The sequence below is a fragment of the Anseongella ginsenosidimutans genome (assembly GCF_008033235.1).
GTDB classification, from domain to species: Bacteria; Bacteroidota; Bacteroidia; order Sphingobacteriales; family Sphingobacteriaceae; genus Anseongella; species Anseongella ginsenosidimutans.
This window is the reverse complement of sequence record NZ_CP042432.1, coordinates 3,546,508-3,562,198: the sequence shown is the minus strand read 5'-3', so window position 1 is coordinate 3,562,198 and position 15,691 is coordinate 3,546,508. Positions and strand designations below refer to the sequence as shown.

Below are 15,691 nucleotides of genomic sequence, written 5' to 3'. Positions count from 1 at the left end.
TGAGATTGGATACAGGGTTAAGGGTGCTGCGGAGGTTACTTCCCCCTGTTTAAGTTTAGAAAATGAGAGCGTTAAATATTTTTCTGGGAATACTTTTCGTTGTTTTTGCCGCCTTGCAATACAACGATATGGACCCGGTTATCTGGGTGCCCATATATGGATACGCAGCAGTCGTATGTTTTATGGCAGCCGCGAACCGTTATAATAAATGGATGATACTGGCCGGCCTGGTCATTTACTTTGTGTACATGATCCGGTTTATCCCGGGGTTGGAATCGTGGTTTTTCGAGCATGAGCATGAGAATATTGCCCAGACGATGAAAGCAACCAAACCCTGGATAGAGGAAACAAGAGAGTTCTTCGGTTTGTTAATTCTGGTGATCGTCTTCATTTTTCACTATTATCGAAAGCGCCGGCAAGGGACCGGCCGTTAATCAGGTTCTTTCCATGGAAGTTAAAACCGGCGAGTTAAAGGCATGTTTTAATGCCCTTATCCGGCAAAATCTGCCGGAGGACGCTTTTGGCCAGCTTGAAAAAAAGCTGAACGAGGCATCGGAGACGCAGGCGAAAATGAAGTTCAACCTTCTTTTCAGCAGTATTCCACGCCTGGTGGGGAAATCCCCGATGACTATCACACCTGAACAGCAGGCGCTGTTGAAAGCCTGCAGAAAAGGGTTTAATCCCGGCAGCTGGACCATAGACCGTTTTTGCAGGGTATATTTATTACTGCACCTTGATCCTTCCGGAGGGCAGCAGGAATACATTGCAAGGGTGGAAGAATTGTTCAGTGCAGCTGAAGTATATGAGCAGGTTGCTTTGTACTCGGCCCTGCCTTTGTACCGATTTCCGGAAGCCTTCCGCTTTCGTACTACTGACGGGATACGGACCAATATTACGGATGTATTTGACGCCATCGCTTTGGATAATCCTTATCCGTTTGATTACCTGGAGGAAGCTGCCTGGAACCAGATGGTGCTGAAGGCCTTATTTATGCAGCGCCCTATTTACCGCATATACGGGATTGACCAGCGGGCAAATGCTTCCCTGGCAAGGATCCTTTCCGATTATGCGCATGAGCGCTGGTCGGCCGGCCGCCAGGTAAGCCCGGAACTCTGGCGGTGTTTCGGGCCTTTTATGGATGAAAAATTGTTTGCCGATATCCGGCGCCTGCTGGCTGGAAATGATCCCTGCCGGGAGGAAGCGGCTGTACTGGCTTGTTATGACAGTGATCATCCCGAAGCAAAGGAACTGCTGTCAGCGCATCCCGGATTGGCCGGAAAGGCCGAAAGGGGAGAGTTGACCTGGGATACGCTAGGGCTTGCGTGCGAACGCGGGGCATTTTATAAATAGTATTTGTAAGTAATAAGGTTATGAAATTTATCGATCCGCATGTGCATATGGTGTCCCGGACAACGGATGACTACGAAGCCATGCAAAAAGCAGGTGTAGTGGCTGTTATAGAACCGGCTTTCTGGCTGGGACAGCCCAGGACGGCAGTAGGGAGTTTTAAGGATTATTTCAGCACGCTCATTGGCTGGGAGCGTTTCCGCGCTTCCCAGTTTGGCATCCGGCATTATTGCACCATCGGCCTGAATTCAAAGGAGGCCAATAATGAGGCGCTGGCAGAAGAGGTAATGGACCTTCTTCCCCTTTTTATTTATAAAGAAGGGGTGGTAGGTATCGGGGAGATTGGCTATGATGATCAGACTGCGGCGGAAGATAAATACTTCCGGGCGCAGATAGAACTTGCCCGGGAAACGGCGATGCCCATTCAGATACATACACCGCACCGCGATAAGAAAACCGGTACCACCCGCAGCATGGACGTTTGCGAAGAACACGGGATAGACCCTTCTTCAGTAATTGTAGACCACAATAATGAAGAAACCGTGGAAGAGGTACTGAACCGCGGGTACTGGACGGCATTTACTATATATCCTAATACCAAAATGGGTAACGAGCGCATGGTCGAAATCGTGAAACGATACGGTGCTGAACGGATTATTATTAACAGTGCCGCCGACTGGGGCGTAAGTGATCCCCTGGCCGTTCCCAAGACGGCTGCCCTGATGCTGGAAAGAGGTATTCCCCTGGACCAGGTGGAGCTTGTCTGCTATAAAAACGCGCTGGATGCCTTCGGACAGAGCGGGCAAATGAAGGAAGAAGACTGGAAAAATGCCCCCGGCATAGACCAAACACAGCTTTTCCAGGGAAATTCCGTGCTGCGGGGCGGTCAGCAGGCAAAGGTGAACGATCCGATCATTAAAAACTGAAAACACAGGCGTCTTGACGTTTAAGGCCTTATTTCAATTGTTGCGCCCGGCCAATATTGTCACTTCGGTGGCCGATGTATGGGCGGGAGCGGCCGTTTCTTACGGTTTGCTGGGCTTTTTTCTTGATAAAGGCGGATGGGCCTTCCCGCTGTTTTTGTTAAGCTGTTCCACCGCCTGCCTTTACGGCGGCGGCGTGGTGCTGAATGATTTTTTTGACGCGGCGCTGGACAGTAAGGAACGTCCCGAACGCCCCATTCCACGGGGAGACGCGAGCCGATTACAGGCGGGAATACTTGGGTTTTCGCTGCTCGCGGCCGGCGTGCTGCTGGCTTTCCTCGCCGGGCCTGTTCCCGGAACGCTGGCGGTAGGTATAGCGGGGCTGGTGCTGCTTTATAATATCCGCAGCAAATCCTATGCCCTGTTTGGTCCGCTGAATATGGGGCTTTGCCGCTCCTTCAACCTGCTGCTGGGTATTTCCATTGTCCCGGAACTTACCTGGCGAATGTCCTGGCTGGGGCTTTTTCCGCTCATTTTTATAACAGCTGTTACCGTGATCAGCCGGGGAGAAGTGGTGGGCGGAAATAAGAAAGCTATTCAAACTTCTTTTCTCCTGTATTGCCTGCTGGCCGCCGGGCTGATTGCCCTTGGAGCCTGGCAGCATTCCGTGCTTCATACGCTTCTTTTTGCCGCAGGCTGGTTCTTTATGGCGGCGCGCCCGCTTGGGAAGGCGTTCCGAACGCTGGAACCGGCTGATATCCGCCTGTCGGTAAAGGCCGGCGTGCTTTCCCTGATTTTTCTGAATGCGTCTTACGCCGCTGCTTTCGCCGGCTGGCTGCCGGCGCTGGCCATTGCGGCCTTGTTTCCCCTTTCACTGCTGCTTGCTAGGCTTTACGCAGTTACCTGAACCAATTTAGTATTTGCTACACTTGCGGGAGCAGGCCCTCGTGATCGCAACACTCGCTGTCCGCTTTTGGCTTTCGTGTAAAACTGCGTACGGAAATTCAAGCCCGGCCTGACATTTACGTACAAATTCTTATTTTAGGGGCTGAACCAATATTTCAACGTGAACATGACGACGATTTTTCATTTGCCTGGATTACTAATTGTCCTTGCGGCCTGTTCCCTTTCGGGAGGAAAGCAGGGCGGAGCGGAGCAAGCAGATACAAGCCAGACGCAGCCTGAGACCGCTCCCCGCGGGTTTATGAACCCTGTTTTCAATAAAGATTTTCCTGATCCGAACCTGATCAAAGCTCCTGATGGTTATTTTTATGCCTATTCCACCCAGGCAAATTGGGGCGAGGGCTTGCTTGTCATGCCCATACTTCGGTCGAAAGACCTCGTGAACTGGGAGAAAGTGGGGGCCGCATTGGAAAAGAAGCCGGACTGGAAGGAGAAAGGCGGAATATGGGCGCCCGACGCCGTTTACTATAAAGGGCTTTACCGTTTGTATTATTCCTTTTCGACCTGGGGGACCCCAATCCGGGAATCGGCCTGGCGGTAAGCGAGCAACCCCAGGGGCCGTTCCGCGACCTGGGAAAGTTGTTTTATAGTAAAGACGTAGGTGTGGATAATTCTATTGACGCTTTCTTTATAGAAGACGAAGGAAAGCCTTATCTCTTCTGGGGGAGTTTCCACGGGATCTACGGTATTGAATTATCAGAAGACGGCACCAAAATAAAGGGGGAGAAATTCCGGATCGCGGGAGACGCATACGAAGGCACGTATATTCTCAAGAAGGGAGGCCACTATTATTTTTTTGGTTCCACGGGTACCTGCTGCGAAGGGGCCAGCAGTACTTACCGCGTAAAGGTGGCGCGGGCGGCTTCTCTTAAAGGCCCTTACGTGGACCGGGAGGGGAATGCCCTGCTGGAGAACGGCGGGACGCTTATTCTGGAAGGAAATGAGGCCTTTGCAGGCCCTGGCCATAACGGGGATATTTTCACCGATGACCGCGGGCAGGACTGGATGCTTTACCACGCTTATGACAGGAAGGATCCGGGCAAGGGAAGGGTAATGCTGCTCGATAAGATCAACTGGAAGGACGGCTGGCCTGCAATGGCGGGAAAACAGCCCATGCTGGAAGAACAGGAAGTTCCGGCATTCAATTAACTGTTGAACTGATCACTTGATCCGGGCTTTAGCAGAAACATCCTGCACCGGAAACCTAAATTAGACCACTATGACCGACTCGGCGTATCTTTTAGGCATCACGCTCCTGGCGATTATCCTGTTGCTCATCCTTGTTATCCGCTTCAACGTCCATGCTTTCCTGGCGCTGCTGGTAGCAAGCATCGCGGTAGGAGTAGGAACAGGCATGCCTGTCAGGGAAATTTTTACCAGTATCCAGGACGGGATGGGTAGTGTACTTGGTTTCGTGGCGGTGATCGTGGGCCTGGGAGCCATTTTCGGGCAGCTCATGGAAGCCTCCGGGGGCGCCGAGGTAATGGCCAGGAGGCTGTTGCAATGGTTCGGGGAGAAAAAATCTCCCTGGGCGCTGACCCTTACCGGTTTTATTATTTCTATTCCTATTTTCCTGGATATCGGCTTTATTATGCTGGTAACCATCGTGTACGCCCTGGCGCGTAAGACCGGGAAATCTACGCTGTATTACGGTATTCCCCTGCTGGCCGGACTGGGTGTGACCCATACTTTTGTCCCGCCTACCCCGGGGCCGGTAGCCGTGGCCGAGATATTAAATGTGCCTCTTGGCTGGGTCATTTTTTTCGGCGTAATTATCGGGATCCCGGTAGCCATTATTGCGGGGCCTGTCTTTGGTAAATTTATTTCCAAACGGATCATGGCCTATCCGCCTCCGCTGGAAGATGTTCCGGAGCCGGATCCCGATGAGGCGGCCGGCGGGGGAAAGCTGCCTTCCTTTACGGTAGTAATGACCCTGATCCTTCTTCCCTTACTGCTGATCATGCTTGGTACCGTGGCGGATATCCTGGCCGGCGACGGCATGATTAATGCGGAATCTTTTTGGGTAAAAGCCGTTCAGTTTGCCGGGCATCCCTTCAGCGCGTTGCTAATGGCCACCCTTGGAGCGATGTATTTCTTTGGCAGCCGCATGGGCTATAATTCCCGGGAAGTACTGGAAATTGCCAATAAATCACTTGCTCCTGCCGGCCTGATCATCCTGGTAACCGGCGCCGGGGGAATGTTCAAGGAGATACTTATTGACAGCGGGGTAGGAACAGCCCTGGCCGAAACCATGACCTCGCTGAACGTACCAATGATCGTCCTGGCCTACCTGCTGGCCCTGATCATACGGGTTACCCAGGGCTCGGCGACGGTAGCGATGATCACCGCGGCAGGCATGGTGGCGCCGGCGCTTCAATTAATGGCGCTTCCCGATATGCAGAACGCGCTGGTAGTAATTGCCATCGCTTCTGGCGCCACGACGCTTTCTCATGTAAACGACAGCGGTTTCTGGCTTGTAAACCGGTATTTGTACCTTACTGAAAAAGAAACGTTAAGATCCTGGTCCATGATGGAAACCATTATTTCCGTCTGTGGTTTTTTACTTACCGTACTGCTCTCGATGCTGATCAGCGGAGGGGTGATTTAGTATTTGCCGCCTTACCGGTTAGCGCTGAGCGGTCTTTCAAAAAAACTTCAGTAGGAGATACTTGGGGACGAATCTGATTTTTCGTAACTTACCCGCTTTTAATAGCGCAGCAGATATGGAAGCGATCAAGCAGGAGTTTAGTGTGGCATATCAATATAGTGTCTTTTTTACAGAACATCTTTTTGATACCAATAACAAATTACTTCACAACGTTTTAAAAGAATTAACTTCAACCAGCTCTTCAAAGATTTTATTTGTTATTGATGAGGGCGCGGCCCGCCATCATCCGGATCTTATCGGGAAAATCCGCGGTTATTTTGAAAGTCACCCGGGCTTGCCGGCGCTTTGTGCCGAACCGCTCCTGATCCCTGGCGGAGAACAATGTAAAAATGATGAGACATACACCCGGCAAATCCTGGAAGCGGTAAACCAATATGGGATTGACCGGCATTCTTTTGTGGCCGCCATCGGAGGCGGGGCCGTGCTGGACCTTGTGGGTTATGCGGCGGCGATCGCGCATCGCGGAGTAAGGCATATCCGTATTCCTACTACGGTACTTTCGCAAAACGATTCCGGTGTGGGAGTGAAGAACGGGATTAATTACTTCGGAAAGAAGAACTTCCTGGGAACCTTTGTTCCGCCAGTGGCCGTTCTTAATGATTTTGAGTTCCTGCGTACGCTGCACATCAGGGACTGGCGTTCAGGTATTGCCGAGGCAATAAAGGTTGCCCTTATAAAGGATGAGCCTTTCTTCCGGTATATCGAAAGCAATGCAGCGTCTCTTGCCGCAAGGGATATGAGCGGAATGAAAGAGATCATTTACCATTGTGCGAAACTTCACCTCGATCACATTCGCGGAGGAGGCGATCCTTTTGAAAAGGGCTCTTCCAGGCCGCTTGATTTCGGCCATTGGTCGGCGCATAAACTGGAACAAATGAGTGACTACCGCCTTCGCCACGGAGAAGCGGTGGTGATAGGCATGGCCCTGGATGTCACCTATTCCACGCTAAAAGGAATGTTGTCGCAGGAAGATGCGGCAAGGGTGCTTTCCCTGTTCCTTCGGCTTGGATTCCGGTTTTATGATCCCCTGCTTATGCTGAACCTGGATGCGGAAAACAGGAGTCGTTCCGTACTTGCGGGGCTGCATGAGTTCCGTGAACACCTGGGGGACAGCTGACCATTACGCTGCTGGAAGACATTGGAAAAGGCGCCGAAGTGCATGAAATGGATGAAGGCCTCTTGTTGAAAGCGATAAAATTCCTGGGATCAGCATCTGTAGAAGAACAAGCGAATGTTACTTGCTAATAATTGTCACCTGACTTATTGTACCAATATTCATCCGGCAGAAAGCTGGAACGAAACCTTTAGCCAGTTAAAAAAATATTTACCCAGCGTACGGGAAAAGGCCGGTGATAAGGACGCTCTGATGGGAGTAGGGCTGCGTTTGTCCAACCAGGCTTCCCAGGAGCTGGATGCGAAGGAGCTTACGCGGTTTAAGAGCTGGCTGAAAAAGAATAATTTTTATGTTTTCACGATGAACGGTTTCCCTTACGGGGCCTTTCATTATGAAAAGGTAAAAGACCTGGTTCATTACCCGGACTGGCTCAGCCGGGATCGCCTGGATTATACGCTCAGGCTTTTCGGGCAATTGAAGGAATTGCTTCCCGTAGGTATGAACGGAAGCATTTCCACTTCACCCTTATCTTATAAAGACTGGTTTTCTACCCGGTCAGCGGCTACCAATGCGGTTATCCAGTCAACCTACCATATCCTGGAAGTAGCCGAATACCTGGCGCGGGAAAAGGCGGAATCGGGCGTATGCCTTCACCTTGACATAGAACCGGAGCCGGACGGGCTGCTGGGCAACACCCGGGAATTTATAGAGTGGTACGAGGAATACCTGCTCCCGGAAGGGGTCAAGTATTTCCGGAAAAAGATGGGCCTGAAGGCCGCGGAAGCAAAGGCGTTGCTAAAGGAGCATATCCGGCTGTGTTACGATATCTGTCATGTGGCCGTGTCTTATGAGAATCACAGCAGCCTGCTGAAGAAGCTCTCCGAAAAGGGCATCCGTGTGGGTAAGCTGCAGGTAAGTGCCGCATTGAAGGTGCTGTTTGGAAAGTATAACCGCCAAAAAATAAAAGAATTAGGGCTATTTAATGAACCTGTTTATTTACATCAGGTGGTAGCGAAACTAGGCCCCAGGCGGCTACGGCGTTTTTACGATATGCCCCCGGCGCTCCGGCATTTTAATGAAGAACATAAAGAATGGCGCGTGCATTTTCACGTACCGCTTTTCATTGAAAAATACGGCCTGCTCCTTTCGACACAGAAGGATATTCTTAAAGTCCTGAAATTGTTTTCGGAAAAGCCGTTTACCAATTACCTGGAAGTAGAAACCTATACATGGGACGTTCTCCCTGACGAATTAAGGCTGGATATGGCCGAATCGATCAGCCGGGAACTGAAGTGGGTAAAAGCGCAGTTAAGTCATTTCAAATTCGATGAATAAGACGGTTGTCATTGATGTGGTAGGCCTTACTAAATGTTTTATCGGGCGGCATACGCCCTTCCTGGAAGAATGGGCTTCCCGGAAAAATACTACGGTCATTGACCCCGTGCTGCCTGCCCTTACTACCAGCGCGCAATCCACTTATGTGACCGGCCGGCTTCCCACCGAACATGGCATCGTAGGCAATGGCTGGTACGACCGGAATGATGCGGAAATAAAATTCTGGAAGCAGTCCAACAAATTGGTGCAGGCCGAAAAGATATGGGAAAAGGCTAAAAAACTGGATCCTTCATTCACCTGTTCCAAAATGTTCTGGTGGTATAATATGTACAGTACAGCCGATTATACCCTTACACCCCGGCCGCAGTACCGTGCTGACGGAAGAAAGATCCCGGACGTCTATTCCCAGCCCCCGGAGCTGCGTGATCAGATGCAAAAGGAACTGGGCCAATTCCCGCTTTTTAATTTCTGGGGGCCTAACACTCATATTCGTTCCAGCCGCTGGATTGCGGACGCGTCGATGAAAACCGATGCGATGTATGATCCTACGCTGACGCTGATCTACCTGCCGCATATGGACTATAACCCTCAGCGGCATGGGCCCGGTCATCCTTCGGTCATGGCCGACCTGGAAGAAATAGACGCGGTTTGCAAAGACCTGATCACTTATTACGAAGGAAGAAATGCAAGGGTGATCCTGCTTTCGGAATACGGAATATCACAGGTGCAGCATGCTGTTTCCCTTAACCGGCTGTTGAGAAAAAAAGGGTTATTGCAGGTCCGGGTAGAGAACGGGCTGGAATTACTGGATCCGGGCGCGTCCCGGGCCTTTGCCCTGGCAGACCACCAGGTGGCGCATGTCTATGTGAACGACACAACCTGCATGAACAAGGTACGAAGCCTGCTGGAGGATACTGAAGGTATTGAACTGATCCTGGACGGGGAAGGGAAACAACAATATGGGATCGGCCATGAAAGAGCGGGTGACCTGGTGGCCGTAGCGGCGGAAGGTTACTGGTTTGATTATTACTACTGGATGGACGATAGCCGGGCGCCGGATTTCGCGCGTGTGGTGGATATTCATCGTAAACCGGGTTATGACCCGGTGGAAATGTTTACCAATCCTGGTATAAAGTTCCTGATGCCGCTGATCGCCTGGAAGCTGCTGCGGAAAAAGCTCGGTTTCCGGATGCTGATGGATATCATTCCCCTGGATGCCTCCCTGGTAAAGGGTTCCCATGGCCGTATCAATGTGCCGGACCAGGAAAAGCCTGTACTAATTACCGGGCAGCCGCTGCGGGGAAAAAGCGGAAATTGCCAGGCTGTGGAAGTGTTTGATGTAATTTGGGAACATCTGACAGAATAGATTTTGTAAAAGCAGGCATATGCTTTAAATTTGACCCTCTTTGAGCTATATTTTTTTAATGATCAATATAACGTTACCTGATGATTCGGTCCGGGAATACCCGGAAGGAATAACTTCATACGAAATTGCACGCAGCATCAGCGAGGGTCTGGCCCGTAATGTAGTGGCAGCCGAAGTGAACGGGAAGGTATGGGACCTTTCCCGGCCTGTTATGGAAAATGCTGCCGTGAAATTACTTACCTGGAAAGATGATGCAGGGAAAGCAACTTTCTGGCATTCTACCGCGCATTTAATGGCCGAAGCCCTGGAAGCCCTTTATCCAGGGGTGAAATTCGGGATAGGGCCCGCGATTGAGAACGGTTTTTATTACGATGTGGATTTCGGGGAACAGCCTTTTTCATCGGATGACTTGCCGCTGATAGAGGCCAGGATGAAAGAGCTGGCTAAAACCCGTTCTCCCTATGAACGACGGGAGGTTTCCAAAGCCGAAGCGGTGGATTATTTCAGCCGGAAAGGGGATGAGTACAAACTGGAATTGATAGATGGCCTGAAGGACGGGACCATCACCTTTTATACCCAGGGGAATTTTACCGACCTCTGCAGGGGCCTCATATCCCTGAAACCGGCCTCATTAAAGCAGTTAAACTAACGTCGGTGGCCGGCGCCTACTGGCGCGGAGATGAAAGCCGGAACCAGCTTACCCGGATTTACGGCATCAGTTTTCCTAAACAATCGGAGCTGGATGAATACCTTCATTTCCTGGAAGAGGCAAAGAAACGCGACCACCGGAAGCTGGGAAAAGAACTGGAACTGTTCACTTTTTCGGAAAAGGTGGGAGCGGGGCTTCCCCTCTGGCTTCCCCGTGGAGCAGGAATACGGGAGCGTCTGGAACAGTTTTTACGGAAAGCCCAGCAAAAGGCAGGCTATCAGGGAGTGATCACTCCGCATATTGGCCGTAAGGAATTATACGTAACTTCCGGGCACTATGAAAAATACGGCAAGGATTCTTTTCAGCCGATACATACCCCGCATGAAGGCGAAGAGTTCCTGCTGAAGCCGATGAACTGCCCTCATCATTGTGAAATATACGCCTCTAAACCGCGGTCTTACAGGGACCTCCCCCTGCGTATCGCGGAATTCGGGACGGTATACCGTTACGAACAGTCTGGAGAGCTGAACGGGCTGGTACGGGTACGCGGCTTTACCCAGGATGACGCCCACCTCTTCTGCCGGCCGGAGCAGGTACAGGAAGAATTCGAGCAGGTAATTGACCTGGTCATGCACGTATTTAATTCCCTTGGATTCACTAAATATACGGCGCAGGTGTCGCTGCGTGACCCGGAGGATAAGAAAAAATACCTGGGTAGTGACGAATTATGGGAGAAGGCGGAAACGGCGATTATCGAAGCCTGCAAAAACAAAGGGCTGGAAACGGTCACTGAAACAGGCGAAGCTGCTTTTTACGGGCCCAAACTGGACTTCATGGTTAAGGATGCCCTGGGCCGGAAATGGCAGTTAGGCACCATCCAGGTGGACTATAACCTGCCGGAGCGCTTCGGGCTGGAATATATTGGCGCAGATAACCAGAAGCATCGCCCGGTAATGATTCATAGGGCGCCGTTCGGTTCTATGGAACGCTTCATCGGTGTGCTTACGGAGCATTGCGCCGGTAACTTCCCCCTATGGCTGACGCCCGACCAATTTATCGTTTTACCCATCAGTGAAAAATATACCAGCTACGCAGAAAAAGTTTTAGAATCTTTAAATTTTTCCGATATTCGCGGCTTGATTGACCACCGTGACGAAAAGATCGGCCGGAAAATCAGGGATGCCGAATTAAAAAAGATCCCTTACATGCTGATTATCGGGGAGAAGGAGCAGGAGAATGGAACGGTTTCTGTTAGGAAACACGGGCAGGGCGATATGGGGAGCATGCAGCCCCCGGCATTTACAGAGATGATCCGATCGGAGATCGATGGAATGCTGCAGCGCAAGTTATAAAAAGAAAGGATTAATTTGTCTAAAAAACGAGTGGTTAACAAAGGTAATTTCAGAAGAAGGCGTGAGCCCGAACACCGGATTAACGAGCATATAAGGGCTCAGGAAGTCAGGGTAGTTGGGGAAAATATAGAACCGGGTGTGTACTCCCTCAAAATGGCTCTGAATATGGCCGAGGATGAGGGGCTTGACCTGGTGGAGATATCGCCGTCGGCCAGTCCGCCTGTTTGCCGGGTGGTTGACTATAACAAGTTTATCTACGAGCAGAAGAAAAAGCTCAAGGAAATAAAATCAAAGGCGCAGAAAACGGTGATCAAGGAGATCCGTTTCGGCCCTAATACCGATGACCATGATTTTGAGTTTAAATTAAAACATGCCATCAAGTTTTTAGAAGACGGCGCCAAGGTGCGCGCCTATGTGCATTTCAGGGGACGCTCCATTATTTACAAGGAACAGGGCGAGATTTTGCTGCTCCGTTTCGCACAGGCCCTGGAGGAATACGGGAAGGTGGAGCAGATGCCAAAACTGGAAGGGAAGCGGATGTTCCTGATAGTTACCCCCAAAACAGTAAAAAAATAAATAACAGGTTATGCCAAAAGTAAAAACCAATTCCAGTGCAAAAAAGCGATTTTCCCTCACTGGAACGGGTAAGATCAAAAGGAAGCATGCTTATAAAAGTCACATTCTGACCAAGAAGTCTACTAAGCGCAAGCGCAACCTGACCCAAACGGGCCTGGTTGATAAGACGGATGAGAAGAATGTGAAATTCATGCTTCGCGTAGGTAAATAGGTTAGTGATTCGTCACTTTTTTAAACCAGGATCTCAGTCTGCATGCGCAGATAAGTTATCGCTTCAAAGCGAACGCTGAACTCCAAAAACAAATCAAAAATGCCAAGATCAGTTAATGTTGTGGCGGCCCGCCGTCGCCGGAAAAAGATCCTGAAAGCCGCCCGTGGTTACTGGGGTGCCAGGAGTAAAGTTTTTACCGTAGCCAAGAACACCTATGAAAAAGGTTTGCAGTATGCCTACCGTGACCGCAAGACCAAAAAACGCGAATTCCGCGCTTTATGGATCCAGCGTATTAATGCCGGGGTAAGGCAGCACGGTATGTCGTATTCTGCCTTTATGGGTAAATTGCATGGTAAAGGCATTGAATTAAACCGTAAAGTCCTGGCCGACCTGGCCATGAACAATCCCGACGCCTTCAAGGCGATCGTGGATGCCGCGAAATAATGCTATACGACCTTTTATAATTGCCGGACAGGTAATGCCTTTAAACGGGCGGCACTTATCCGGCATTTTTTTTATATTTTTTCACAAAGTAAAACTACCCGCTTTCCGTTTTGCAACGTGGTAAAAAAGGCGTAACCGGTTCCGCCTTCCGTAATCGAATACTTCTTTAACAGCGCGGGTGTACTCTCGGGGAAATTGCGGGTGCTGATATGCAGACGCTTCCCTTTAAATCGCTGTCCGAATTCCCGCACGGCCATTCTCCCGGTAAGACGAAATGAACGACCGGGGAACTGCTCCACCAGGTCCTCGCTGGTATATAAATGACTGTTCGCATGAAGTTTTGCCAGGCCGAAATGTATCCCCAGCGTTTTAAAGGCGCCGGCTTTCAGGAGCGCAGCGCCCGGCTCGTAAAGGTACGTAAGCGGATTTGAAAGGGGCGCGGGAGCGGCGTTCTCTTCCATGGAAAGACGAAAGTCGAACCTGTTTGTATATTCTTCCCGGAGAGTTGCACAGGTGATCAGCGGATCCGGAAGCGGTTCCTTGCCCAGTATCCAGAGTATTTCCTTGCATTCGTTTTTTACCGCTACCACATGCAGCTCGCGTACAAACCGGAAAGCCTTCAGGCCAAAGCGGAGATCGATCAGGGGTGAAGTTTTGATGATTACCTGCCGGGCAGCGGATACCAGGAGGTCAAGGCTGGGAATAAAATCCGGTTCATAGTCACTCGGCAGGAATACTTTTTTGTTATTCCGCGTCCTGCGCGAGGGATCCAGGTAGATGCAGTCGGGCATCGCTTCCTGCTGCGCTTGCCCTGGCTGCGCCGCTTGCCCTGCCTGGCTTAGGGGCTGCGCTGCTTGCCCTGCCTGGCTTAGGGACTGCGCTGCTTGTTCCGTCTGGCTTGCGGGCTGCGTCTGTCCCTGAGCTGTCTTCCGAAGGAACTCCATTCCGTCCCCGCAAATGAAACGGATATTACCGGCCCCCAGCAGGGGAAGGTTGTGCGCGGCCGTAGCCGAAAGGTGGGCGGACAGTTCGATATGAATTACTTTCCGGAAATTTTTTGAGAAAAAATAGCTGTCTGCTCCGGCGCCTCCCGTCAGGTCGGCGAGGGTATCTCCCGCGCAGAGCGAAGCTTTATACGCGCCGGTCAGGGAAGAGGAACATTGCTCCAGTGCAAGGGACGGGGGGTAATAAATACCTCGTGTACGGTACCATTGGGGGAGTTTTTGCCGGCATTTTCGCTTCCCCTGAATTTGCTCAGCGATTTCCTGCATACTCACTTGGGGGAAGGGAGAAGGTTTTAGCAGGAGCTGCACAGGATCACGTTCAAGGTGTTCATTAATGAAATCCTGTACTTCCGGATTTAATAGTTCTAAATTCAACAAAATTTTGTATCTTAGCTGTTGTGTGTGATTAATCTCCCCGAAAAGGGAGAAAAAATTATAAAAGGGAACCGTTCATCCGGCTCCCTTTTATTTTTCCACTTCCTTCACCACGAGCTGTACGGTATACCGGCTTTTTTGCTCAAGGTACAACTGCTTGTTCTCCAGCACCCTGTCAATTGTTTCCTGGTTGTAATAACGGATCGTTATCAGTTCCATTCCCGTATTGTAAAGTACCTTGTATTTTTCCCTCAGTTTTTCAACGAGGGCGGGAACCTTTTCATTATCGTCAACCGATACCGAAAAGCTGATAGCTGTATTTTGCATTACATTGATCCTTGTCCCGCTTTCGGCAAAGTACCGGAAAATTTCGCTGAACCCGTCTTCATGAATAAAAGAGAAATCCCTGGCATGGACGGAGATAAGCCGCTGGTTCATTTTAAAAATAAAACAGGGAATGGGCAGCTGGTCCTCGTAAGCATGCATGACCACCGTTCCCGGCTTGTCCGGCTCCAGGAAGGAGCGTACATACAGGGGGATGTTCTTGTTCTGCAGGGGCTTGATCGTTTTTGGATGGATCACGTTCGCTCCGTAATAAGATAATTCAATGGCGTCGTTATAGGTCAGCTTGTTGATCTTTATCGTATTATTGAACCACTTGGGGTCGGCGTTCAGCACGCCCTGCACATCTTTCCATATTGTCAGGCTATCCGCGTTCAGGCAGTAAGCAAAAATAGCGGCGGAATAATCGGAGCCGTCCCGGCCCAGCGTTGTCGTATAGTTCTCAGAGGTACTCCCGATAAAGCCCTGGGTGATCAGCACCTGGTCCCGAGGAGCGGGAGGAGTTCCTCCCGGATCCGGTGTTCGGTAAGTTCCCACTTCAGGCGGCCTTCCCGGTACGTGTTGTCGGTATGAATATAATTGCGAGCGTCTATCCAGCGGCTTCTGATGTCTTCCTGGCCCAGGAAGGCGGCGACGATCCGCGTGGAAAGTAATTCTCCCAGGCTTACGATCTGGTCGTAAACAAAGTTGAAATCGGCATGGGGTTCCTCTTCAAGGATCCATTCCAGTTCCACAAAAAGATTGTTAAGCGCGTCGAAAACCGGGTTTTTCTTGTCTTTTATCAATTCTGCGGCTATTGCGTTGTGAGCGGCTTTTATTTCTTCCAGCAAGGCCCCGGCCTCCGGGTCCCGGCGGAAAAATGCCTGGCAGAGTTTTTCAAGCGCATTGGTTGTTTCGCCCATGGCGGAAATCACGACCAGCAGCGGCTCGCCGGAATATTTCCGGATGATTTCCGTTATATTTCTTACACCCTCTGCGTTTTTTACGGAAGCGCCCCCGAATTTGAATACCCTCATCGAATA

Annotated in this window: 16 protein-coding genes and 1 pseudogene; 14 read left to right on the top strand and 3 right to left on the bottom strand. The window is 50.6% G+C overall.

Features of this window, described 5'->3' with window-relative positions; translation table 11 throughout:
• The first annotated feature begins 62 nt into the window (after nt 1-62).
• The 14 genes and pseudogenes from FRZ59_RS14850 to rplT all read left to right on the top strand — a co-directional run bounded on the left by FRZ59_RS14850 (nt 63) and on the right by rplT (nt 12,948).
• On the top strand, nt 63-434 hold the full coding sequence (locus FRZ59_RS14850; RefSeq protein WP_132128596.1) for a transmembrane 220 family protein: 372 nt from the start codon (nt 63-65) through the stop codon (nt 432-434).
• 13 nt (nt 435-447) lie between these two features.
• Complete coding sequence (locus FRZ59_RS14845; protein ID WP_132128595.1) at nt 448-1,350, top strand: EboA domain-containing protein; 903 nt, start codon at nt 448-450, stop codon at nt 1,348-1,350.
• A gap of 20 nt (nt 1,351-1,370) precedes the next feature.
• Nucleotides 1,371-2,273: a TatD family hydrolase gene (locus tag FRZ59_RS14840; protein WP_132128594.1), complete on the top strand. Its 903-nt coding sequence runs from the start codon at nt 1,371-1,373 to the stop codon at nt 2,271-2,273.
• Between the two features lie 13 nt (nt 2,274-2,286).
• Nucleotides 2,287-3,177, top strand: a complete 891-nt coding sequence (gene eboC / locus FRZ59_RS14835) for a UbiA-like protein EboC (RefSeq protein WP_132128593.1) — start codon at nt 2,287-2,289, stop codon at nt 3,175-3,177.
• A 165-nt stretch (nt 3,178-3,342) separates the two neighbouring features.
• Nucleotides 3,343-3,774, top strand: coding sequence for a family 43 glycosylhydrolase (locus FRZ59_RS19530; protein WP_262713132.1), 432 nt, complete (start codon nt 3,343-3,345; stop codon nt 3,772-3,774).
• The gene (locus tag FRZ59_RS14830; protein ID WP_349290847.1) at nt 3,738-4,382 is read left to right on the top strand and encodes a family 43 glycosylhydrolase; all 645 of its coding nucleotides are present in this window, start codon (nt 3,738-3,740) and stop codon (nt 4,380-4,382) included. Before FRZ59_RS19530 ends, FRZ59_RS14830 begins: the two co-directional genes overlap by 37 nt.
• 70 nt (nt 4,383-4,452) lie before the next feature.
• Nucleotides 4,453-5,841 (top strand): GntP family permease, encoded by a 1,389-nt coding sequence (locus FRZ59_RS14825; RefSeq protein ID WP_132128591.1) that lies wholly within the window; start codon nt 4,453-4,455, stop codon nt 5,839-5,841.
• 115 nt (nt 5,842-5,956) lie between these two features.
• Nucleotides 5,957-7,018, top strand: coding sequence for a 3-dehydroquinate synthase (locus FRZ59_RS14820; protein ID WP_225975080.1), 1,062 nt, complete (start codon nt 5,957-5,959; stop codon nt 7,016-7,018).
• Between the two features lie 114 nt (nt 7,019-7,132).
• The gene (eboE, locus tag FRZ59_RS14815) at nt 7,133-8,350 is read left to right on the top strand and encodes a metabolite traffic protein EboE (RefSeq protein ID WP_132128589.1); all 1,218 of its coding nucleotides are present in this window, start codon (nt 7,133-7,135) and stop codon (nt 8,348-8,350) included.
• Complete coding sequence (locus FRZ59_RS14810; RefSeq protein ID WP_132128588.1) at nt 8,343-9,716, top strand: alkaline phosphatase family protein; 1,374 nt, start codon at nt 8,343-8,345, stop codon at nt 9,714-9,716. Before eboE ends, FRZ59_RS14810 begins: the two co-directional genes overlap by 8 nt.
• 58 nt (nt 9,717-9,774) lie before the next feature.
• A pseudogene (thrS, locus tag FRZ59_RS14805) lies at nt 9,775-11,717 on the top strand (threonine--tRNA ligase).
• A 15-nt stretch (nt 11,718-11,732) separates the two neighbouring features.
• Nucleotides 11,733-12,293 (top strand): translation initiation factor IF-3, encoded by a 561-nt coding sequence (gene infC, locus FRZ59_RS14800; protein WP_225975079.1) that lies wholly within the window; start codon nt 11,733-11,735, stop codon nt 12,291-12,293.
• A 10-nt stretch (nt 12,294-12,303) separates the two neighbouring features.
• Nucleotides 12,304-12,504: a 50S ribosomal protein L35 gene (gene rpmI, locus FRZ59_RS14795; RefSeq protein WP_132128585.1), complete on the top strand. Its 201-nt coding sequence runs from the start codon at nt 12,304-12,306 to the stop codon at nt 12,502-12,504.
• Nucleotides 12,505-12,603: 99 nt separating this feature from the next.
• Nucleotides 12,604-12,948 carry a 50S ribosomal protein L20 gene (gene rplT / locus FRZ59_RS14790; RefSeq protein ID WP_132128584.1) on the top strand — a complete coding sequence of 115 codons (345 nt, stop codon included), beginning with the start codon at nt 12,604-12,606 and terminating at the stop codon, nt 12,946-12,948.
• A gap of 71 nt (nt 12,949-13,019) precedes the next feature.
• Here rplT and FRZ59_RS14785 read toward each other — a convergent pair whose 3' ends face one another.
• The 3 genes from FRZ59_RS14785 to FRZ59_RS19800 all read right to left on the bottom strand — a co-directional run bounded on the left by FRZ59_RS14785 (nt 13,020) and on the right by FRZ59_RS19800 (nt 15,685).
• Nucleotides 13,020-14,327, bottom strand: a complete 1,308-nt coding sequence (locus tag FRZ59_RS14785) for a THUMP-like domain-containing protein (RefSeq protein ID WP_132128583.1) — start codon at nt 14,325-14,327, stop codon at nt 13,020-13,022.
• Nucleotides 14,328-14,417: 90 nt separating this feature from the next.
• On the bottom strand, nt 14,418-15,206 hold the full coding sequence (locus FRZ59_RS19805) for an amino acid kinase family protein (RefSeq protein ID WP_349290794.1): 789 nt from the start codon (nt 15,204-15,206) through the stop codon (nt 14,418-14,420).
• Complete coding sequence (locus tag FRZ59_RS19800; protein WP_349290793.1) at nt 15,143-15,685, bottom strand: amino acid kinase family protein; 543 nt, start codon at nt 15,683-15,685, stop codon at nt 15,143-15,145. Before FRZ59_RS19800 ends, FRZ59_RS19805 begins: the two co-directional genes overlap by 64 nt.
• Between the last annotated feature and the right edge of the window lie 6 nt (nt 15,686-15,691).